This is a genomic window from Paucibacter hankyongi, assembly GCF_037482915.1.
GTDB classification, from domain to species: domain Bacteria; phylum Pseudomonadota; class Gammaproteobacteria; order Burkholderiales; family Burkholderiaceae_C; genus Paucibacter_A; species Paucibacter_A hankyongi.
Window position 1 is genome coordinate 79,152 of record NZ_JBBHJX010000008.1, and the last position, 21,477, is coordinate 100,628.

A 21,477-nucleotide genomic window follows, 5' to 3' on the forward strand; every position below is an offset into this window, starting at 1 on the left:
GCTTGAGCTTGGCCCAGGCTTGGGAGCGGCTCAGCGGAAGTCGCGACTCTTCTCTAGGCCCAGTCGCCCCAGCAGCGGCGTCAGGTCATCAAAGCTGCGAGCGATCAGGTGGCGAACCCCGTTCTCGAACTGCCAGATGCCATGCGCCGCTAAGAGCTTGGCGGCCAACACGGTGCGGCGGTGTTCGGCGTAGACATCGGGCCAGACGATCACCTGTACGCTGCCGCTTTCGTCTTCCAGGCTGATGAAGAGCACGCCCTTGGCGGTTTGCGGCCGTTGCCGCACGGTGACGATGCCGCAGACATGGGCGCGCTTGCCATTCGGCCAGTCTTGCATTTGTTCGGCGCTTTTCAGTCCTAGGCGCGCCAGCCTTGGGCGCAGCAGCTGCAGAGGGTGGCTGCGCAGGGTCAGGCCCAGCGAGGCGTAGTCCCAGACGACTTCTTCGCCTTCCGGGGCTTCGGGTAGATCGAGATCGGCCTCCGCGCTGAAGGCGCTTTGCAAGAGCTTGGGCTGGGTGCGCAGGGCCGAGGCCTGCCAGACCTGCTGGCGACGCTGGCCGGCCAGTGACATCAGCGCATCGGCAGCGGCCAGTTGCTGCAGGTCTTGTTGGTCGAGGCTGGCGCGCAGGGCCAGGTCTTGCGTTTCTCGGAACGCCGGGCCTTGGCGCCGGGCCGCCTCGATGCGCGCGGCCGCCGCCGAACTTAGGCCCGAGATCAAATGCAGGCCCAGGCGCACGGCGGGCTGCTCGCGGCCGGCACGCAATTCCAGACGGCTCAGGGCCGTGCTTTCGTTGACATCGACGGCGCGCACTTCGATGTGGTGGCGGCGCGCGTCCTGCACCAGTTGGCTGGGCGTGTAAAAGCCCAGCGGCTGCGAATTCAGTAAAGCGCACAAAAAGACCGCTGGCTCGTGGCACTTGACCCAGCTAGAGACATAGGTCAGCAAGGCAAAGCTGGCCGCGTGCGATTCTGGGAAGCCGTAAGAGGCAAAGCCTTTGATCTGGCGAAAGATGGCCTCGGCGAACTCGTCTTGGTAGCCGCGCTCGCGCATGCCGCTGAGGATTTTTTCGTGAAAGCGGGCCAGGTCGCCGGGGCGCTTCCAGGCCGCCATGGCGCGACGCAGCTGGTCGGCCTCGCCAGCGGAGAAGCCGGCCGCGATCATCGCCACCTGCATCACCTGCTCCTGAAAGATCGGGATGCCACAGGTGCGCTCGAGCGCGGCGCGCAGCTCGTCTTTGGGGTATTTGATCTGCTCGGGCGGCAGTGCGCGGTTTTTCAAATAAGGGTGGACCATGCCGCCGGCAATTGGCCCCGGCCGCACCAGCGCCACCTCGATCACCAGGTCGTAAAAGCGGCGTGGGCGCAGGCGCGGCAGCATCGACATCTGCGCGCGCGATTCGATCTGGAACACGCCCACCGTGTCGGCCTGGCAAATCATGTCGTAGGTGGGCACGTCGCCTTCGGGTACGTCGGCGATGCCGAAGGATCGGCCGCGCAGCGTCGAGATCAGCTCAAAGCTGCGTCTCAGCGCGCTCAGCATGCCCAGGGCCAGCACATCGACCTTCATCAGGCCCAGCGCGTCGATATCGTCCTTGTCCCACTGGATGACGGTGCGGTCCGCCATGGCCGCGTTCTCGATCGGCACCAGATGCGAGAGCGGCCCTTCGGTCAGCACAAAGCCGCCCGGATGCTGGCTGAGGTGGCGCGGCATGCCCATCAGCTGGCGGGCCAGGCGCACCAGCTGGCGGATCTTGATATTGCCGGCGTCCAGGCCCAGCTCGTCCAGCAACTGCTGCAATCGCTCATCGGGCAGCACTTCTTCGCTCCAGCCGCTGTGGTCTTTGGCGAGCTTTTCGACCAAGGCCTCGTCCATGCTCAGCGCGCGGCCGACGTCGCGGATCGCGCTGCGCGGCCGGTAGCTGATGATCACGGCGGTCAGCGCCGCGCGTTCGCGACCGTATTTGCGGTACAGGTACTGGATCACCTCTTCGCGCCGCTCGTGTTCGAAGTCCACATCGATATCGGGCGGTTCATTGCGTTCGCGGCTGATGAAGCGCTCGAACAGCATGGCGCTGCGAGCCGGGTCGACCTCGGTGATGAAGAGACAGAAACAGACGATGCTGTTGGCGGCCGAGCCGCGCCCCTGGCAGAGGATTTTTTGGCTGCGCGCAAAGGCCACGATATCGGCCACGGTGAGGAAGTAATGCTCGTAGCCCAGCTCATGGATCAGGCTCAGCTCATGCTCGATTTGTGCGCGCAATTTGTCGGTTAGACCGCCGGGCCAGCGTTTTGCCGCGCCGGCCTCGGTCAGCTGGCGCAGGTGGCGGGCCGGCGTGCTGCCGGCCGGGATCACCTCGCTGGGGTATTGGTAGCGGATCTCGTCGAGCGAGAACTGGCAGCGTTCGGCCACCCGCAGGGTCTGTTCAAGCAGATCGGGCGGGTACAGCTGGGCCAGACGCAGGCGGCTGCGCAGGTGCTGCTCGGCATTGGCTTGCAGATCGATGCCGCAGTCGGCAATCGGGCGGTTCAGCCGGGTGGCCGTCATCACATCCTGCAGCGGCTTGCGCGAGCGCCGGTGCATCTGCACATCGCCGCAGGCCAGCAGCGGCAGGGCCGTCTGCTCGGAGAGTTGGCGCATGCGCAGCAGCCACATCTCGTCGCTCAGTTCACGCAACAAGGTCACGCCGATCCAGGCGCGGCCGGGGCAGTGACGCAGCAGCCAGCGTGCCGGTGTCAGCAAGGCGTCTTCTGTGTCGCTCAGCGCTGCGTGTCGGGGCGGCAGCAGCACCATCAGGCATTCGCTCAGCGCCTCGGCGCGCAGGGCCGAGAAGCGCAGGCAGTAGCTGCCTTTGTCGGCCGCGCGGCGTAGCTCGGTGATGAACTGGCAGAGCTGGCTGTAGCCGCGCAGATTTGGCGTCAGCACCAGCAGCTTGAACAGGGGCTGCTCGGTTTCGGGCTCTGGCTCGCCCAGCACACTGAATTCGGCTCCGATGATGAGCTTCAAGCCGCAGGCCTTGGCCGCCACATGGGCGCGCACCACGCCGGCCAGCGAGCATTCATCGGTCAGGGCCAGGGCGCTGTAACCGAGTTCGTGGGCGCGGTCGACCAGCTCGGCCGGCGTCGAGGCGCCGCGCAGAAAGGAATAGTTGCTCAAGCAGTGCAGCTCGGCATAGCGGTTCGAGAATGGGCTGATCCGGCCGCTCATCAGGCGAACACCCCGTGCAAAAACCAGCCATGTTCGGCCTCGGACAGGCGCTGCTGAAACACCCACAGCACGATGTGGCCGGCGCTCAGGGCTAGAAAATAATCGCGCTGCACATGAGCGGTCTCGGCCGATCGGGACGGGGCGGTCGCGGCGCGCGCCTCCAAGGTCTGCCACCAGCCGCCTTCGATGCGCTGCGGCCCGGCCAGCAGCAACAGCGGCGCCTGCTGGTATTGCGGTTGGTCTTGGTGCACGGCCAGGCGCAGCGGGGGCTCGAGCAGCCAGCTGGGTTGTGGGTAGGTGGCCGCGCGTATGGCTTGCGTCGGCCGCGCTGGGCGAGCCGGCTGCACTTGTGCGGAGGGGTCGTCCGCGCTCCAGGCCTGCCAATGCTGCATGGCCTCGAGCCGGTGATCCTCCTGGAGCCGTCCGCAGCGCACCCGATCGGCGCCCAGGCGTACCGAGAGCCGTTCCAGCAATTGCGGCAGCGGTTCATGGGCCTGCTCGGGGGCGGCCGGCAGCAGGCTGGCGCTGAGCTCCTCCATCGGCAGCACCTCGCCCGCCTGCAGGCTGATCTCGCCGGCCGGCGCGGCCAGGGTTTGCAGCGCCAGATGTTCGCGCAGCAGGCGTGAGAGATGGCCGAAGTCGCGCGTGGTGCAGGCCGTGTGCAAGCTCAGGCTGCCGCCGCTGCCGACACCGCGGGCGCGCATCGCGTCATGCTCCCAATGCAGGCGCAGCTCCTGGATGCCGGCATGGCGGGCCGCCAACCAAGCGCAGAGTTGGCGCAGCAGGTGTTCGGCATAGTGCAGCAAGAGCAGGGCGTTCTCGACCCGGTGCGGCAGTTCCAGCCGGGCCTGGAACTGCGCCGGCGCCTGCAGCCAGACATGCACCTCGGGCAGCAGACCATGGGCTTGGTCCAGTGCTTGCAAGGGCGCAGGCCCAAAACGCCGCGACAGGCCGGCGCGCGGTAGTCGTCGCACATCGCCGAGCGTGCGGCAGCCCAGCCGGGCCAGCATGGCGGCATGGGCCTGCACGGCACTCAGGCAATGCAGCGGTAGTGCGTCCAGTGCGGGGCTTATGGCGAGGCTTGATGTGGGGTTCAGCGGAGCGCCCATGCCGTCGCCGCTTTGTGCTCTTGCCAGGGCCAGCGCCGCCAAACTGCTGGGCCCCCAGGCCATCGCTGCCAGCGTCAGCCCGGCCCGAGCTGCTTCGCGACGGATGCGCCGGTGCAGGGCGGTCGCGCCGCCAAACAGGCGCAGGCTGGCGCCCACCTCCAGCACGACGGCGTCTTCCAGTCGTGCCACCTTGGGCGTGAACTGCAGCGCCCACCAAGCCAGCGTCTGCTGAGCCTGTTCGGGGGCGGCGGTCCAGCCCAGGGCTTCATCCGGGGCTGCGGGCGGGCAGAGCAGGGCGAGCCAATGCATGGCGGGCCTCCGCGGTGGAACGCATCGGCGCCGTAGCCGGCACTGGTATCGCGGTGGGGCGCTGCGCGGCCGGGCGCGACTGCTGGGCCAGGTTCAGCATGCGCGGGGTCAGCACTCGGCCCAGATCGGCCGGCATGGCGGGCAAATGCAAGACCCCTTCATGCAGGGGCCCGCGGCGCTTGAGGATGCTCAGCTGCAGCTTCCAATCCGGCCCTGGGCTGAGGCCAACCCGCAAGGGGGCTGCCGAGGACTGCGCGGCCACAGCCAGCGGTCGGAACAGAAAGATCGGCGCCTGCATAGCCTGGGCGCAGCTTTGCAGGCGGCGGATCTGCTCGGGCCGTACCTGTGGCAACCAGGCCAGGATGGCCGCGGTGGCGTTCGCCTTGATGGCTTGCTCCAGGGCCCAGAGCTGTTGGGCCGGTGTTTCCGGGGCCAACCAGATCAGGCGCTGGGCCGGCAGGTGGTAGCGCTGCAGGCCGGGCAGATGCGGGGCAAGCGGCGGATTGATCAGCAACAGTGGGTGTGAGGCATGCCGCGCTGCCGGCGAACGGCCGGCGCGGGACCCAGGCATCGGCACGCGGGGTTTGCTGCGGCGCTTGGCTTGCGCAGCGCTTGCGGGGCTCGAGCCTGTGACCGTCGGTTCGGCCAGCAGCAAGCGCAGCGCTGGGGCCAGCAGCCGCCATTCCAGCGTGGCCGCGCTGTCGCAGAGAATTTCACTCAGGCCCTGGATCGGCCAGCCGCCGCCGGGCAGCTCGGCATCCAGCGCCGCAAAGCCACTGCTGACGGCGGATGCCGGGCTGGCAAGTTGGCTCGCACCCAGACTGCTGGCGCGCCAGATATGGGCTTGCAGCCGCGCATCCAGGCGCGATTCGACCGACGCCTCGGGCGAGGGGGGGAGGGCCGCCTGGGCGTCAGCGCTGGCTGTAGCCAGTTTGGCGGCCGCCTTGCTGGCGCCGGCCGCGGCTGGCGCTGGGCAGGTGTTGGGGCTGAACATAGGTGGTTAACTGTATTTTTATACAGTATATGGCCGAGGCAAATTCTTGCAAGCGAATTGCTCGGACGCCGAGGGGCGTCGTTCGTTGCTCGCTGGGTTTGCTTGAATCGCCTGGAGGGTCGCGGCTGCGCGGCCTTGATCCCCCGTGCCTGAGGGCTGCGAGGGCTCGCGCCTCCCCTTAGAATGGGGCCGACCGCGATTTCTGAGTGGTGGCGCAGATCGGCAGAATGACGAATAAAAACGGGCCTCAAGGGCTGCTCTGGCTGGCGTGCTTGGTTGCGGGCTCGTCTGCCTGGGCCATGCCTGTGCTTTATGCCTCCGGCCACGATCAGGGCGTGCTGGCGCCGTTGAGCGCGACTGCTCAGCCGCATCAGGAGGCGCCGAACTCGGCCCGAATCCAGTTGTCGGCCAAGTTGCAAAGCCTGGATGAAGCGGCCTCGGTGGCGCCGATGAATGGCTTGCTGACCGATTTGGCTCAGCATGCGCAAGGCCCTGCTGCGTTGGACTCGACCTTGGCCTCTGCCCAGGCCTCGACGCAGCAAAGCCAGTTCTCCAATGCGCAGCTTTCTCATGCCGCCGAGCCGGATTTGTTTCGCAGCGCCGTGAAAGAGTTGGAGATTGCCTCCGATATCAAGAATGTCTTGCAGGGCGCTCGCGCCGAGATCCGCCAGATCGCTGGCGGCTTGGTGAGCGATCAGGCCGAGCAGGCGGCCGAGTTGGCCCAGCTGCGGCGGCGTATCGAAGAGGGGCAAACGAATCCCTATGGCGGCTATCGGGATCGGCCAAGAACGGAGGCCGAGCGCAGGCTGGACGAGATCCGCGTCTCTGTGATGCTGAGCCAGTTGATCGACGAACTCACGCCTTGGGCGATTGGCGTCGGTGTGTGTTTCGTGCTCTTCCATGCCACCCGATGGATGATGCGCTCTCAGTCCACGCGGCAGTTGAAGACCCAGGCCCTGCGAGCCCAAGCGCGAGATTCAATGCGGGGCGAAGCGCGAACCCGCCGCCGCTCCAGCTCCAGCTCTAGATCCAGTTCGCGCTCGTCCGCGAGTTCGTCCTCGAGCAGCCAAGGGCATACCCAGACCTAGCCCGGATGGGGCAGGCACGCGGTGCCCGGTCGGCGCGGCCCTGGTTTAGCATGCCGCTTTCATCGTTTGCGAAGCGCCGCCATGTCTGAATCCGATCACAAGAAGCGACTCATCCTCGGTTGTATGGGCCTGGGCGGCGGCTGGGACGCCGCACCTGTGCGCGAGGCCGATATCGCCAAAGCGCAGGCCGCGCTGGAGGCGGCGCTGGCCGTCGGCATCACACGCTTTGACCATGCCGATATCTACACCTTGGGCAAGGCCGAGCAGTGTTTTGGTGAGTTGTTCAAACGCCAGCCCTCCTTGCGTGCACGCCTGCAGCTGCAGAGCAAATGCGCCATCCGTTTTACAGATGACGCTGGCCCCAAGCGTTATGACTTGTCTGCGGCCCACATTCTCGCCAGCGTCGATGCCAGCCTGAGGCGCCTGCATACCGAGCATCTCGAACTGCTGATGCTGCACCGGCCGGACCCGCTCTTGGATGTGGCGGAACTGGCCGAGGCCTGGTTACGTCTGAAGACCGCCGGCAAGGTGGGCCGGCTGGGTGTGTCGAATATGCATGCGGCGCAGATGCGCATGCTGAGCGCGGCGATCGGTGAACCTTTGGCGGCCAATCAGTTGGAGATGAGTCTGCTCAAGCGTGATTGGCTGGAGTCCGGCACTTGCTTTAATGATGAACAGGCCTTGCCGGCCGCCTCGGCATGGGGTGATACGCTGGACTTCTGCCGGCGCGAAGGGGTGGAGCTGCAAGCTTGGGGCGCTTTGGCGCGCGGCCTTTACAGCGGCGCCGCCCCGGCCGATGCACCGCCCGCGGTGCAGGCCACGGCCCGGCTGGTGTGTGAAATGGCCGAACAACTGGGGGTGTCCCGCGAGGCGCTGGTGTTGGCATGGTTGCTGCGCCATCCGGCTGGCATCACCGCGGTCATCGGCAGCAGTGATCCGGCCCGCATCCGTGCGTGCGCCGAGGCGCATCAGTTGGCGCTGAGCCGCGAGAACTGGTACCGGCTCTATGTTTCGGCCCGCGGGCGCGAACTGCCTTGAGCCGAGGGGCGAGTCGGTGATGGATCGGACGGACAAGACCGCCTCCTACGCTCCGGAATAATGCCCTCATGAGCCCCAGCCAGAACGCCTCCTTTCATCGGCGCCCCTTGCCGGATGATCTCGTCGCCTTTGCCTCGGCGCAGGGGTGTGTGCTGCTGCGCCAGGCCTTGATGGCCGGTGATGCCGAGGCCTTCTATCCCTTGGTGGCGCACCTGCACACCCAGGCCGAGCCGGCCTGGTGCGGCATCGGCACCTTGGTGACGGTGTTGAACGCGTTGGAGATTGACCCCGGCCGGGTCTGGAAGGGCCCCTGGCGTTTCTTCGGTGAGGAGTTACTGATCTGCTGCAAGTCCTTGGAGTTGGCTGCGGCCGAGGGCCTGACCTTGCCCGAGGTGGCCTGCTTGGCGGAGTGCAATGGTGCCCGGGTGCAGATGGTGCATGCCGAGTCGGACGGCTTGGCTGCCTTTCGCGCAGCGCTGCTGGCCTCGGTGCGGGCGCCGGCGGGGCCGTTCATCGTGGCCAATTACGACCGGGCTCCGCTGGGGCAGACCGGTTCAGGGCATTTTTCGCCGCTGGCGGCTTGGCATCAGGCCAGCGACCAGGTTTTGATCCTCGATGTGGCGCGCTTCAAATATCCGCCGCACTGGGTGCCCGTGAATCGCTTGTGGGCGGCTATGCAGGGGCTCGACGCCTCGACCGCTCAGCCGCGCGGCTATTTATTGATGGAGCGTGCCGGTGAGATCGTGGCCCGACCCGAGGGCTTGGAGCAACTGCTGAGTCGCCTGCATGCCGTGGGCGCCGGGCAATGCCTGACACCACCGACGGTTTAGCCGTCTGAGTTCAGCGGCCGGCTTTACGCTTTGACGAAGCCGGCTTCAGTCGGCTTCAGTCGGCTTCAGCCAGTCTCAGCCGGCGCTTTGGATGTCCAGCGGCAGAGTCAGTTCGACCCGGCATCCAGCGCCCGCGGTGCTGTGCAGTTGTATCTGACCCTTCAGGCTTTGCGTCACCAGGCGATAGGCCAAGTGCAAGCCCAGGCCCGAAGATCCTTGGCCGAGGCGGGTGGTGAAAAATGGGTCGAAAACACGCGCCAACTGTTCGGCATCGATGCCGCAGCCATTGTCTTCCACGCCCAGCACATAACGTTGCTGATGCACGGTGCCTGAGATCTTCAATTGGCGGGTCCGCGGCCGGCCTTCGACGAGGGGCTCAAAGCCTGGCCCAAAGCCGTGCAGCAGCGCGTTCTCGATCAACTGGGCCAACACCTGTCCCAGCGCACCGGGGTCGCTGCGCAGTATCACCTCACGGGCCGCGCTGCAGTCCACCTCGATCAGCTGCGCACGCAGCATCGGCGCCATCACCGCCAAGGTGTTTTCGATCACCTGCTGAGGCTTGAATTCCAGCACCTGAGCGCTCGACTGCTCGATCGCCAGGGCCTTGAAACGGCCCACCAGATCGGCCGCCCTGGACAGGCTGCGGCAGGCGATGTCCAGCCCATGGCCCAGCTCCTCGTGCAGCTGTGCCAGGTCCTGGCGGCGCAGGCGATTTTCTTCAAAGGCGCGGCGATTCGCTTGCAGGCTGTCGCTCATGGTGCTGGTGGCCAGCAGGGCATTGCCCAAGGGGGTGTTCAGCTCATGCGCCACGCCGGCGACCAGATGGCCCAGGGCCAGCTGCTTGTCGCGCTCCAGCAGCAGGCGCATGGCGTGCTCCAGTTCGCGACTGCGTTCATCGACCTTGAGTTCCAGCACATCGCGGGCCTCCTGCAGATCGGCCTCGGCTTGACGGCGCACCTCGATCTCGCCTTGCAGCCGCAGCAGGCTGGCGTTCAGTTGGCGATTGCGCTCGGCCAGCTCTAGCTCCAGTTGATTGCCATGCTTGCGCAGGTATTCGTTTTGGGCCTGGGTGCGGGCATGGTCCATCATGCCCAGCATGCTGTTGCTGCTGTTGATGCGCATGGCGCGCAGCTGCGACTGGTTCAGCTCCAGTTGTTCCTTGCGGGCGGCCAGCGCTTCCTCCCACATGCCGGCCTCTTCCGCACATTCGGCGCGACGGCGCAGGGCGCGGCCCAGGATCGGCCATTGTGACTGGCTGCGAGCTAGGTCGCGGGCCTTGTGGAACAGCGCAATCGCGTCGGCGTGCTGTCCTGCCTTCCAGGCAATCAGCGCGCGGTTTTGCGCCAGAAAAGTCTGCTGTTCTCGGTTGATTGGGTGGGCGCTGTGCGTGGCCTCGGCCACCGCCAAGAGGCGTCGCGCTTCGTCCAGATGACCGGTCCACAGGCGTTGATTGGCCAGGTTGACCGCATCGCGAAAGAGTCGGGCGGGTTGGTCCAGCGTCAAGGCTTCCGCGTACAGAATCTCTTGCCAGTAGGTGGCGTCTGCGGGGCGGTCCAAAAAGGAATAGGCAGCCGCCAGATTGACCAGCAGGCTGTAGCGCTGCTCCAGGCTCAGGCCGGCCAGTCGCTGCGCATCATGGGCCCAGGGTTCGAGCCGGTTCACCACCTCCTGGTACATCTCGGCGTCGTGCAGGATCTTGGCCGCCAGATTGAGGCAGCGGAACAGATTTGCTTCGTCCTGCAGTGCGTCGTAGAGCGTTTCCGCCCGGCCCAGTGAGGCCAGCGCCAGGGCGCTCAGGTGCGACTTGCTTTGAAAGCGTGCCAGGCAAATCAGCGCGTCGGCCAGCGGGCGGCGCTGCTGCTCTTGCTCGTAGAGTTGCTCGGCCCGGTCGATCAGCGCGAAGGCCTGGTCGACCATTTCTTGCGAGATGCCTTGCGTCAGCTTTTGGCGCAACTCGCGGGCTTCCAGCCGGATCCCGTCGCCCGGATTGATCAAAGGGCTTTGCCGCAAGGCCTGGATCGTGGCCTGCGCCTGCTCGCTCCGGCCGCTGTCCAGCTCAGCATCCAGGCGCTCGAATAGAGCCTCGAAGCCGGGGGCTTGGTCCGCAGACAAGGGCGCAGCGGTCGGGTCGGTCTGATGTTCCATGCGGGTACAGAAAACGGCAATGCGAGCTGTCGCTTGATGCGATCTGGATGGGTCGCAGGTCCGCCCTGTCTTGCAGGATAGCAGCAGTCCGAGCGCTGCGAAATAAAGGGCCGCGCAGGGCCCTGCGAGGGCTTGTCAGGTCCCCACGTGACCCAGCTGAGCGGGGGCGGATGTCGCCCCGCCCGCGGCTAGGCTCAGTGCTTGGCCGCCAGCAAACTTTCGAGCTGATCCATCGCCCGGTTCATGCGCCGCACCAGGGCGCGGTAGGGTTCGGGCGAGGCCAGGTCCAGGCCGGCGGCGCGGGTCAGCGGGTAGGGGTCGGCCGAGTTGCCCGCCTTGAGCATGGCGAAATAACGCTCGCGCAGATCGGTGTCGCCCTTGGCGATGCCTTCGGCGAAGAAGGCCGCGGCGCTGACGCAGGTGGCGTATTGGTAAACGTAGAAGTCGCGGTAGAAGTGCGGGATGTAGGCCCACTCGATGCCGTAGAGCTCATCGATTTTCACCACGCCTTGGGCGTCACCGTGGTAGCGCTTGAGCAGGTCCAGATAGATCTTGCTCAGGCCCTCGCCGGTGATGGGTTCACCCTTTTCGGCGGCTTCATGCGAGGCCAGTTCGAACTCGGCAAACATGGCTTGGCGGAAGAAGGTGGAGCGCAGGTTCTCGAGCTGCTGGCTCAGCGCAAAGATCTTCTCATCGCGGGTCTTGGCGTTTTCCACCATGTAGTCGGCCAGCAGCAGCTCATTGGCGGTGGACGGGATCTCGGCGATGAAGGTGGCGTAGCCCGAGGTCTCGAAGGGCTGCGAGTTCGAGTACACCGTGTGCATCGCATGGCCCCACTCGTGCGCCAGCGTCGAGACGCTGTTGTAGTCGCCGTTGTAGCTCATCAAGAGATAGGGGTGCACATCGTAGGCCGAGCCGTTCATATAGGCGCCCGAGCGCTTGCCGCGCTGCGGCAGCGAGTGCATCCAGTTCTGCTTGAAGGCGGCGCCCAGCTGGCGGGTGTAGTCCTCGCCCAGCGGCTTCAGCGCGGCCAGCGTCAGCGCCTCGGCCTCGGCCTGGCTGTATTGGCCCGAGGGTTTGGCCAGCGGCACATACATGTCCTGGTAGCCGGCTTGTTTGAGCTTCAGCACCTTGCTGCGCAACTGGAGGTAGCGATGCAGGGCCGGCAGGCCGGCATTGGCTTCTTGCACCAGGGTGCGGTAGACGGCTTCAGGAATGTTGTACTCGGCCTGCGCCATCGCCACGCTGGAGGGGTAGTTGCGGGCCTTGGCATTGAAGACGGTGCCGCGCAGATTGGCGGCATAGATGGCGCCCAGGGTGCGCTCATAAGACTTGTAGACCGGCCAGAAGGCATCGAAGACCTGCTTGCGCACCTTGGCATCTGGGTCGGAGCGATAGGCCACGTACTGCTCTTGGTCCAGCACCACGGTCTTGCCGCGAATCTTCAGCTTGGGCCAGGGCAGGTCGGCATTGGTCAGCAGGTTGTAGATCTGGCCGGGTTGTTGCATTGCTTCGCTGGAGGCGGCCAGCAGCGCTTCTTCCTTGGGGCTGAGGGTGTGCTCGGCCATGCGCAACATGGTCTGCAGCGACTGGCGGTGCTTGGCCAGGCCCGGCTCGGCGGCAATGAAGGCCTCAACCTTGGCGCGGCCGATGGCGGCGACTTCAGCGTTCACAAAGGAGCTGGCCTCGCCGAACTGGTTGTAGGTGGAGTCGGCCATTTGGCGGCGCGACTGGTGCTCGGTCAGCTGGGTGTTCTCATCCGCCTTCATGCTGGCGTAGGAGTGCAGACGGGCCAGGCGTCGCTGCATGTGGGAGAGCAGGTCCAGACCGTCCAGCATGGCCTTTGAGCTGTTGCCCAGCGTGCCTTGCACCGCCTTGACCTTGGCGAAGTCGGCCAGCAGGGCCTGACGCTCGGCGTCCCATTGCTGTTCGCTGGCATAGAGCCGGCTCAGGTCCCAGATTTGTGAACTGGGTGCGGCCGTCGCGGCCGTAGCGGCCGATGTGGGAGCGGCATTGGCGGCACTGGCGGCATTCGCGCCAGAGTTGATCAGCAGCGTCAACGCTGCAGCAAGGGCAATCGCGGTGGGTTTCATCGGCAGTCTCGTCGCTTGTGGCTTTTGGGTCTGTGGCCCAGGGGTCTGGGTTTCTGAGCGTGTTTTGAGCTTGTCCCGAGAATTTCGGGATCCGTCAGGGGCCAGCGATTGTGCCGTGTCTGCGGGGCGTGACCGTTGGTCATGCTGCCTCGGTCTCGAGCGTCCAGAGCGCCCAGAGCATGCTCACTGGGTATTGCTGGGCGCGCCGGTGATCAGCGTCACCCAGCCCGGCGCTGCCAGCGCTTGGCGCAGCGCCCGCAGCACCTCGGCCGGTGTCAGTTGCTTCAGCTGCTCTTCCTCCGCGATTTGCTCGCTGATGAAGTTGAGTCCCGTGTCGAACTGCGTCAGCAGGCTTGCGGCCAGAGCCTCGTCTTGGCCGTGTTGCTGGCGGCGGTCGGCCAGCCATTGGCGGCGCGCGCGCTCGAGTTCGGCGTCGCTGGGGCCATCGCGCAGCAGGCGGCTGATCTCTTCGCGCATGGCGGTCTCCAGTCGCAACACCTGGCTGGGCGCGGCGCTGGCCTGGATGCTCAGGCGGGCTCGGTCGCCTTCGCTGGGGACGCGCAGCGTGGCGCTGACCGAGTAGCTGATCGCCTCTTGCTGGCGCAGCCGCTCGCTCAAGCGCGAGCCACTGGCTTCGCCGTTGCCGGCCAAGATGCGGGTGCCGAGTTGTAGCGCCAGATAGCCTGGCGCGTGGCGCTGCATCGGCAGCTCATGCAGCATCAGCACCAGGGCCGAGCTTGGCGCCGCGCCTTCGTCGGTATGGCCTGCGTCGTGGCCGCTGCTTGCCAGCGTGGCGACGAAGCGCGCCGGGGCAATGGGCCGGTGCGCCGGGCGATGCGCGACAAAGGCTGTGAAGGGTGAAGAGACGGTCCCGGGGCCGAGGCCGCTTGCGTCGGCGGCGCTGCCGACGCCCCAGTTGCCAAACAGTCTCTCCAGCTGTTCCGGCAAGTGCTCCGGCAAGGCGCCCACCACGGCCACGTGCGCCTGCTTGGCCGACCAAAAACGTTGGTGAAACTCGCGCACCTGTTCTGCCCTCAGCTCGCGCCAGATCTGCGCCAGCTCGGCGGCGGAGGGGCTGTAGTCCGGCGTGCCCGGCAGCAGGTCTTGCTGTTCGTTCAGGTAGCGGCGCAGGCGCTCCTGCACCGTGCCGACCGACTCGCGCGCGGCCGGCTCCAGCTTGGCCAGGCTTGCATGGCGGACCCGCTCGAAACTGGCGTCACTGAGCGTCGGCTTTTGCAGCAGGTCGCGCACCAGCTCCAAGGCCGGCAGCAGCGCCGTGCGGCGCGCGCTCAGCCGCAGTTGCAGGCCTTGCGGCCCGCTCTGAATGCGAATGTCGGCCTGCAACTGCTGGCGCAGCTGGCGAATCTCGGCCGCGTTGCGCCGGCCGGCGCCGTCTTCCAGCATCGCGCCCAGCGCCCGCCAGCCCTGCAGGCGAGCCATCTCCTCGGCCCGGCCCCAGCGCAGCTGCAGCAGCAAGGTCACTTCCTCATGGGGGTTGGCCTTGGGCAGCAGCGCCAGTTGGATGCCGCTGGGCAATTGCAGCCGCTGCACCGTGGGCTCGAAGGCGCTGGGATCGGGCTTGAAGACGGCGCTGCCATTCGGGTGAGTCCCCGCGGCGAAGGGCTGCAGGGCAGCGCCCGACTTGATGCGCTCCATGCCTTGTGAGGGGTCTTGCACCGATGGGACTTCGGCGGGCTTGGCGAACAGCCCGGCGAAAAAGCCTTGCGGGGCTTCGCCTGACTCGGTGCTGGGCAGCCTGGGGTCGGTGACGGCGCGCACCACGCTGCGGTTCTCCGCTCGCACATAGTGGGAGGCCACCCGGCGCACGTCATAGGCCAGCAAGCCGGGCAGTGCATCCAGCAGTTTGAAGGGCAGGCGCCAGTCGCCCGCGCCAATCGCGTGGCTGATCAATTGCGCCGCCTGGTCGGGGTCTTGGAGCTGGCGGCGCAGCTGGGTGGCGGTTTCGGCGGCGACGCGTCGTACCAGGGCGTCGCCGAGACGCCGCGGGTCGGCGAATTGGCCCAGTTCGAGCAGCCAGCGATCTTCGAATTGCTCCAACTCGCGCCGGGCGGCGCTGCTGTCGCTGGCGCTATTCGGCAGCATCAGACCCAGGCTGAGCAGATTGGGTTCGCGGGTGAGGGGCATCGCTTGCAGCAGTCGCACCTGGCCAGACAGCGGCGGCTCTTGCACCAGGCGAGCGCTGGCCCCCAGCAGTAATCGGCCCAAAACCGTCAGGGCGGCCGCGTCCGGGTGAGCCATGCCGGGCGTACGAAAGCCCACCGCCAAGGCGGTCTGAGTGCTGCGCAAGGTGGTCAGGCGCGGCGCTTGCTGGGTGGGTTCGGGTAAATCAGTGGGCTGAGCGGCTGGCTGTGAGGCCGCTGCTGCGGCTGCACCAACGGGCGTCATGCCGCTCGTCTCATGGGGCTTATCGCCCGGTAGCGCTCCAAACGCCTGCACCACGGCCTCCAGCGCGGCGGCCTGATCGAAGGCGCCCGAGATCATCACCACCGCCTGGCTGGGGCGGTAGTGGCGCGCGTAAAAGGCTTGCAAACGCTGCAGCGACAGGCCTTCGATATCGGCGCTGAAGCCGATCACTGGCCGGCCATAGGGATGCTGGCGAAAGGCGCTGGCTTGCAGCGCGTGGTTCAGTTGCTGCGGCAGGGCAGTGGCGCGCAGCCCCATCTCGTTCAAGACAATCGGCTTTTCTTTTTCAAAGTCGGTTTGGCCCAGCAGGGCGTCTTGCATCCGGGCCGCCTCCAACTGCAGCACCCGGCGCAGGGTGGGGCTGTCTGTGTTGAACCAGCTGAAGTAGTTGGTGCGGTCCAGCGTGGTGCTGCCGTTCCAGCGCACCTGCATCTGCTGCATCTCGCCCGCCAAATCGGGTGCTTGTCGGCTGCCGCGAAAGGTCACATGTTCGAGCAAATGGGCCATGCCGGCCTCGCCCGGCCCCTCGTGGCGGCTGCCAACCCGGTAGGTCACTGTCACGCGTGTCAGCGCATGCTGGCCGGCGGGCATCAGCAGCAGTTGGAGGCCGTTGTTGAGCTGGTATTCGGTGATGCCGCCGACCGAGCGCAGTTCGCGCAGACCGGTGGGGGCCGGTGTCTGCGCTTGCAGTCTGGCCGGCCACAGACTCAGACAGAGGCACCAGCCCAGCAAGATCCCCCAAGCGACCTCAGTTGGCGCCGCGCTGCTGCGTAGGCGTCTCAAGGGGGCGCATGAAGAAGAGTGGCTCATCGGTGGGGCTGAGGCGTCATGGGCGAGCGCCAAAGCGGCGCTCCGGCGTGATGGTCGGCATTTTGCGGGCGAAGTGTTGCGCCATAACCGCATCGGCCCTTTGGATGGGGGATGGCTCAAGAAGGTCATTTGGACCTAAGGTTGGCCTAGGGTTTGTACTGATTATTCGAGATCCAGGGGGAGGCGTGTTCATGGCATTGAGCGAGTTGCATGCGGCGAAGTTGTTGGCCATGGACACCGAGCGGCTGGTCTTGCGGGCGCCCCAGGACAGCGATCTGGCAGCGATGTTTGAGATTCAAGCGGACCCGAGCGCCAATCGCTTCAACCCCTCGGCCCAGCTGAGCACGCGCGAAGCAGCGCTCGAATTGTTGCAGTGCTGGCAGCGGCACTGGCAAGCCCAGGGTTTCGGTTATTGGGCCATTGCCCTGCGTGAGCAGCCGGAGCAGGTGTTGGGCTTTGGTGGGCTGATGGCCAAGCGCGTCGATGGGCACGAGGGATTGAGCCTGTACTTCCGCTTTCGGCCGCAGGCCTGGGGTCAGGGCTATGCCTCTGAGATGGCGCTGGCGGCGCTGACGTTGGCCTTCGAGGCATTGCATGCACCGGCGGTGTTGGCGGTGGTGCAGCCGGCCAATATGCCCTCGCGCAAGACCTTGGAGCGCATCGGCATGCGCCTGAAGGCTTCGCTGGCCGATGTGCCGGGCCAGGCACCGAATCTGCTCTACGAAATGACGGCCGCCGCCTTCGCGTCGGCGCCAAAGGTCAGACCCGAGCCGACGCCGTTTGGTGCTTGAGTGTGCTGGGCTTTCTCGGCCGAATCAGGCGGCATCAGCGCCCCTGATGGTGGGCTGACGTTTGCTTCCGCAGCCGCCGGGCCATCCAGCCCAGGCCGATGACGCTGAGGATTAACACGGCCCAGAGTGCCCCGCGCCGCAGAGCTTCGGGACCTGGGCGGACGAGTTGCGCCAGCCGCTCCCGCATGCCGGGCTTGGGCTGTGGTTGCAGCGCGCCGAGCTGGGCCTCGGGCAATTTGAATTCATCGCCGGCTTGATAGCCGGGGATCAGGCCGCTCAGCGGGCGCGCCAGCGGCGTCGCGGCGTCGCGGCCGACGGCCAGCAGCAACTCGTCTGAAGTCGGGCCTTGTGTCATGTCTTGGGCCGAGCCCTGGGGTTTGGCGCCGCGGGCGAGCAATACCAGCTGCGGGGCCTGCCATTGCCATTGCAGTGTCAAGGGCTGGGCGGCCAGCGGGCCCGCCGTGGCGTCGCCCAACAAGCGCCAGTAGCGCGCCGGCTCGGCCTGCAGCGTGTGGGCCGGCGCGCTGCTTTCCACGCCGGCGCGGAGCAAGCGCCAGGCAACGAATTGGCTCACCGGCCGCCAAGGTTCATCGTCCCGATTGCGTTGCTCCAGGCGCAGATTCAGCAGGCTGTTCAGTTCCGGCAATTGCACGCTCAGGGCCAGCGGTGCGAAGCGACCTTGGAGATCGGCCGTCCATTGCGGCGGCTGGCCGGCCGATTCGGACGATCGCGCCACCGGCTCGAAACGCACGCTCCTTGCCTGCGGCGCGGCTGCGCCATGACTTCGGCTCAGCGTGATGTCGCTGCGGCTCAGGTTCAGGGCGGTGTCGAATTGCAGGCGCAGGTAGCGCGGGATGGCGGGAGTACCGGCGTTGACGGGCCAACTGAGGCTCTTGATGCTGAAGCCGCCTGCTGCGCCGGCCAAGGCGGCTTGAGGCTCGGCGGGCAAATCCAGCAGGCGGGCCTCGGTGAGCGCGTGCCACTGCTGGGCGTCCTGGCTGGCCTCGACCCGCAAATGCGTGCTGAGCCCGCCCTCGCGTTGGCGCCAGTCCAGCTTGAGTTGGCTGATGCGCTCATCGGCCTGGGCACTGGATTGCAGCGCGCTGAGGTCCAGCAGCCAGCGCTTGGCGAGGCGCGGGCTATTTGATGCACTGTTCGGCGTAAATTTTGGGCTCGTGGCGCTGCCGTTGGCCAAGGCTTGCAAACTCAGCAAGGTGCCGTCGCCATTCAGTTGCAGCTTGACCTGAAGTTCGTTCGCCGTGCTGGTGGTGGTCGGTGCTTCCGGCCAGGCAAAGCGCGCCAGGCTCAGCTCGCGCTGCTGTTCCGCGGCCGGGGCAGTCTTGGCCCAGGCCATGGGCAAGACCTGACCCTGTGCGTCGAAGATGCGTAGATCGGCCAGCCCAGGGCTCCGCGAAGCCTGGACCACGGCCCAGGGCAGGCTCAGCCTTTGCAGGCCCTCGGCAGGCGCCGTGCGGATCGGTGCGGTCGCGGCATACAGGCGCGGCTGCTCCTCAAGGGCCGGGCGTGACTCGGCTGCCGTAGCCGTGGCACCCATCGCCATCAGCAATGTGCCCAACAGCCAGGGCTGGGCGCGAAGCCGGCGAAGCACGCCTTTTAGTGACTTAGCAAAGCGATTCATGGTGGTGTGGGCGCCCGTGGGGCGGGCGCTGCGCTCGGTGGCAGCGGTGAGACATAGCCGATCACCAACATCAACCCACCCACCGCCAGGAAGGAGATGATGCGCTGCAGGCTGCCCAGGTGTGAGAGGTCGACCAAGAACAGCTTCAGCACCACCACGCCCAACAGCCCGGCACCCGCCATCCAGATCGGGCGCGCCAGATTGCTTGGGGCTTTGCGGGTGGCCCACAACATGGTGACCAGGGCGCAGACCGTCCACAGGACGCTCAAACCGGTTTGCACCGGCGCCGAACCGAGTGCGCCGTCCAGCCACATCGGTGTGCCGGCCCAGTGATGCAGGCTGCGCACCAGCAGCGAGTTGAACCACCAAAACGCAGCGCTGGCGGCAAGAGCTTGCGCCCCGCGCGCATGGATGGGGCCGGCCTGACGCCACAGGCGCAGCCCATAGATCAGCACCAGCCCATGGGCCAGATCGAGTGGGTTCAGCAGAGGCAGATAGAGCAGGGGTGCCATCTCCGCACCGCAAAACGCATTGACCAGCAGCACCCAAACCAACAGCAACAGCAGCCAGGGCTGCAACAGGCCACGGCGGTATCCGCCCGACAGCCCGTCTTGCTCGCGCAGGGGCCAGCGCTGCGCCTGCATACGGGCCAGCAGGGTCAGGCCCAGCAGCGTCGGCAGCAGGATGGCGGCGGCCGGCGTCCAGCCCTCGTGGCGGGCAATCGCGTGCGCCGCCAGGGTGTAGAGGACCAGCCCGCCTTGCAGCATGGCGTACCAGGCCAGCAGCAGATGTTCGGCGATGCGTATCGGGCGCGGACCTTCATCGGCCTGGGCGCCGTTTGACTCGGCCTGCCCAGCCGGCAACAGACGCCAAAGGCCCAGCGCCAGCAGCAGCCCGCCCTCGACCAGGCCGAAGCCGCCGAGATAGCGTGCCCAGAGTCGCTCGGCTCCGGCCAAATTCAGCACCGCGGCGGCCGAACTCAGCAGGGCGATGGTCATCAGCGCGCGCGCGACCCAGCCCAGACCCGGCCAGACCCAGGCCCTTCGGCCGAGTTCGGCGCCCAGCACCAGCAGCGCGCTCCAGGCGCAAGTCAGGCCGGCCGTGTCCAGCGCGTGTTGGTCCCAGGCCAGCAACTCGCTCAGCCCGGCGCGCCACAGCAGCAAGGCGGCCATCGCCAGCATCAGGCCTTCGGGAGCGACACCACGCAGCCAGCGGGGCGTGCCGACGGCGACTTCGGCCAGGGGCTCGGCAGCGGTGGCCAAGCGCGTCTGCTGTAAGCAACGGGCGCTGAAGCCGGCCGCCAGTGTCAACAGCAGCGCACCGAGGAAGTTGCTGTTGAGGAATAGCCATTCGCCGGACTGCCCTAGATGCTGGACCTTGGCCAGCCAATGGTTCCAGGCGGCTGCAATTTGCAACGCCATGCCCAGCAGCGCCGCCCACCAGCGACGCTGGCGCAGCGCAACCCAGAGCACGCCGGCGCCTTGCACGGCCCAGGCCGCACTGCTCCAGCGCGCGTCCAGCGCCAAGGGCGTCACCAGCGCCAGAAAAATCAAACCCAACGCCGCCATGCCTTCGATCAAGAGCAGCAGGCGCCCGCCGGCGCGTTTCCACAAGCTGTGACCCAGCAGCAGATAAATGGCCGCCAAGCCTGCCGCACTGAAGGCCAAGGCCATCGGCTGATGGCGCAACAGGGCCGCTTGCAGCCCGAAGGCGACGATGGGCAGACCGAAGAGCAGGCTGCCGTCGACCAGCGGCAGTGCCGGTCCCTGTTCTTGCGCTTGCGCTTCGGTCAAACGCAGCGCGTACTGCACCGTGACGTAGAGGTAGAGCAGAAAGTTGGCCAACAAGAAAGGCTCGGTGCTCCAGAACAGCTCCGGCCGGTAGGCCGAGAAGCCCCAGACCGCGCCGATACCGAAGGTGAACACAAAGCCTTCCAGATTGAGTAGCTTCCAGGCCTTGTGGCGGGCCATCCATGCGATCGCCAGATTCAGCAGCAGCTGATAGGAAAACAGTGCGCTGTGGCTGCCCTGTCCGGTCGAGGTCAGCACCGGCGCCAGGAAGGCGCCGCCAAAACCGAGTGCGGCCAGCGCCAGTGCGTCCTGTCGCAGCGCCAGCACGGTGGTGATGGCCGCCAGCGCCGCCAACAACCCAAAGCTCAGGCCGACCGGCAACAGGCCATAGAGGCGATAGGCGGCAAACAGCAGCAGGTAGATCAGGCCGACGCCGGCGCCCTGCAGCGACAGACCGTAGCCGCGCCGAGACGGCGTGAGGCGCAGGCCCAGCGCGGTCAGTGCCACGCCCGCCAGCGCAACCCCGACCAGGCGCAATTCGATCGACAACTGGCTGTGCTCGGCCGCGTAACGCAAGAGGAAGGCCACGCCGATGAACAGGATCAAGACGCCGACGCGCACGATGGTGTTGCCACCGCGGAACCAGGCCAGCAAGGAGGCGCCGAGTGAGCTAGTGACGCGAGGCCCATGCTCATCGCTTGCCGTGCTGTGGGCTGACCTTGGCGTGTTCGGCACCACCGGAGGCGCCGCGGTCGGTGTGGCCGCCGGGGCTTGCTCGGGCTCAATCGCGACGGTCGATGCGGGTAGCGATACCGCCGCTGGCGCAGGCGTTGGCGCTGGTGTTATGCGCTCGGCCGCCAGCGGCGCCGGCGTGGCCCGTTGCGGCTCTGTCGGCGCCGGGATTGCCGAGGTAGCGACCCCCGCCGAAGGCTGGGACATTGGGCTGACTTGGGCCCGTTTGATGGCGGTCAATTCGGCCGTTAGACGGTCCAGCCGTTTGTGCAGCTGGCTCAGCAAAACTCCACCGAGTCCACCCAGCGCGACCAAGCCAGCCCGGGCACCGAACAGCTCATCGATAAACCAGGCCACGGCCAGCCCGGCGATCAAACTTAACCAGTTCATCCGGCCTCCCAGCCCTTTTTGGATTGCAGGGATTCTAGGGAGCTTGCTGCCTGGATAGGTTTCGCGTCTTTCCGCCCAGGCTTTCGAATCA

The 21,477-nt window shown here is 66.6% G+C and carries 12 protein-coding genes; 4 read left to right on the forward strand and 8 right to left on the reverse strand.

The annotated features are described in order from the left end of the window. Positions 1 to 30: 30 nt before the first annotated feature. From WG899_RS13390 to WG899_RS13400, 3 genes are read right to left on the reverse strand one after another with little or no spacing between them, the layout of a single operon-like run. On the reverse strand, positions 31 to 3,204 hold the full coding sequence (locus WG899_RS13390; protein ID WP_339596153.1) for an error-prone DNA polymerase: 3,174 nt from the start codon (positions 3,202 to 3,204) through the stop codon (positions 31 to 33). After that, positions 3,204 to 4,622, reverse strand: a complete 1,419-nt coding sequence (locus WG899_RS13395; RefSeq protein WP_339596154.1) for a Y-family DNA polymerase — start codon at positions 4,620 to 4,622, stop codon at positions 3,204 to 3,206. The genes WG899_RS13390 and WG899_RS13395 overlap by 1 nt, the downstream gene beginning before the upstream one ends. After that, the gene (locus WG899_RS13400; protein WP_339596155.1) at positions 4,579 to 5,616 is read right to left on the reverse strand and encodes a recombinase RecA; all 1,038 of its coding nucleotides are present in this window, start codon (positions 5,614 to 5,616) and stop codon (positions 4,579 to 4,581) included. Before WG899_RS13400 ends, WG899_RS13395 begins: the two co-directional genes overlap by 44 nt. Positions 5,617 to 5,915: 299 nt before the next feature. Between WG899_RS13400 and WG899_RS13405 the strand changes: the two genes are divergently transcribed. From WG899_RS13405 to WG899_RS13415, 3 genes are all read left to right on the forward strand, one after another. Then, positions 5,916 to 6,704, forward strand: coding sequence for a hypothetical protein (locus tag WG899_RS13405; RefSeq protein ID WP_339596156.1), 789 nt, complete (start codon positions 5,916 to 5,918; stop codon positions 6,702 to 6,704). Positions 6,705 to 6,785: 81 nt separating this feature from the next. After that, a complete protein-coding gene (locus tag WG899_RS13410) occupies positions 6,786 to 7,742 on the forward strand; it encodes an aldo/keto reductase (RefSeq protein WP_339596157.1) in 957 nt (318 codons plus the stop codon). A gap of 68 nt (positions 7,743 to 7,810) precedes the next feature. After that, entirely contained in the window at positions 7,811 to 8,572 is a 762-nt protein-coding gene (locus WG899_RS13415; protein WP_339596158.1) for a phytochelatin synthase family protein, read from the forward strand. A gap of 75 nt (positions 8,573 to 8,647) precedes the next feature. Here WG899_RS13415 and WG899_RS13420 read toward each other — a convergent pair whose 3' ends face one another. The 3 genes from WG899_RS13420 to WG899_RS13430 form a co-directional block, all read right to left on the reverse strand. After that, positions 8,648 to 10,717: an ATP-binding protein gene (locus tag WG899_RS13420; protein WP_339596159.1), complete on the reverse strand. Its 2,070-nt coding sequence runs from the start codon at positions 10,715 to 10,717 to the stop codon at positions 8,648 to 8,650. A gap of 194 nt (positions 10,718 to 10,911) precedes the next feature. Then, complete coding sequence (gene pepF / locus WG899_RS13425) at positions 10,912 to 12,810, reverse strand: oligoendopeptidase F (RefSeq protein WP_339596160.1); 1,899 nt, start codon at positions 12,808 to 12,810, stop codon at positions 10,912 to 10,914. Between the two features lie 183 nt (positions 12,811 to 12,993). Continuing rightward, positions 12,994 to 16,017 carry a M16 family metallopeptidase gene (locus WG899_RS13430; protein ID WP_339596161.1) on the reverse strand — a complete coding sequence of 1,008 codons (3,024 nt, stop codon included), beginning with the start codon at positions 16,015 to 16,017 and terminating at the stop codon, positions 12,994 to 12,996. Positions 16,018 to 16,235: 218 nt separating this feature from the next. On the opposite strand from WG899_RS13430, the gene WG899_RS13435 reads away from it, so the two are divergent. After that, positions 16,236 to 16,835 (forward strand): GNAT family N-acetyltransferase, encoded by a 600-nt coding sequence (locus WG899_RS13435; RefSeq protein WP_339596162.1) that lies wholly within the window; start codon positions 16,236 to 16,238, stop codon positions 16,833 to 16,835. 34 nt (positions 16,836 to 16,869) lie between these two features. On the opposite strand, the gene WG899_RS13440 is transcribed toward WG899_RS13435, so the two are convergent. Then, entirely contained in the window at positions 16,870 to 18,474 is a 1,605-nt protein-coding gene (locus WG899_RS13440) for a DUF3999 family protein (protein WP_339596163.1), read from the reverse strand. Next, a complete protein-coding gene (locus WG899_RS13445; RefSeq protein ID WP_339596164.1) occupies positions 18,471 to 21,386 on the reverse strand; it encodes a DUF2339 domain-containing protein in 2,916 nt (971 codons plus the stop codon). The genes WG899_RS13440 and WG899_RS13445 overlap by 4 nt, the downstream gene beginning before the upstream one ends. Positions 21,387 to 21,477: the final 91 nt, after the last annotated feature.

What these genes read in the sequence shown, in the direction of transcription:
- WG899_RS13390 (WP_339596153.1), bottom strand. Translation starts at nt 3,204, where the DNA reads ATGAGCGGCCGGATCAGCCCATTCTCGAACCGCTATGCCGAGCTGCAC.
- WG899_RS13395 (WP_339596154.1), bottom strand. Translation starts at nt 4,622, where the DNA reads ATGCATTGGCTCGCCCTGCTCTGCCCGCCCGCAGCCCCGGATGAAGCC.
- WG899_RS13400 (WP_339596155.1), bottom strand. Translation starts at nt 5,616, where the DNA reads ATGTTCAGCCCCAACACCTGCCCAGCGCCAGCCGCGGCCGGCGCCAGC.
- WG899_RS13405 (WP_339596156.1), top strand. Translation starts at nt 5,916, where the DNA reads ATGCCTGTGCTTTATGCCTCCGGCCACGATCAGGGCGTGCTGGCGCCG.
- WG899_RS13410 (WP_339596157.1), top strand. Translation starts at nt 6,786, where the DNA reads ATGTCTGAATCCGATCACAAGAAGCGACTCATCCTCGGTTGTATGGGC.
- WG899_RS13415 (WP_339596158.1), top strand. Translation starts at nt 7,811, where the DNA reads ATGAGCCCCAGCCAGAACGCCTCCTTTCATCGGCGCCCCTTGCCGGAT.
- WG899_RS13420 (WP_339596159.1), bottom strand. Translation starts at nt 10,717, where the DNA reads ATGGAACATCAGACCGACCCGACCGCTGCGCCCTTGTCTGCGGACCAA.
- pepF (WP_339596160.1), bottom strand. Translation starts at nt 12,810, where the DNA reads ATGAAACCCACCGCGATTGCCCTTGCTGCAGCGTTGACGCTGCTGATC.
- WG899_RS13435 (WP_339596162.1), top strand. Translation starts at nt 16,236, where the DNA reads ATGGCATTGAGCGAGTTGCATGCGGCGAAGTTGTTGGCCATGGACACC.
- WG899_RS13440 (WP_339596163.1), bottom strand. Translation starts at nt 18,474, where the DNA reads ATGAATCGCTTTGCTAAGTCACTAAAAGGCGTGCTTCGCCGGCTTCGC.
- WG899_RS13445 (WP_339596164.1), bottom strand. Translation starts at nt 21,386, where the DNA reads ATGAACTGGTTAAGTTTGATCGCCGGGCTGGCCGTGGCCTGGTTTATC.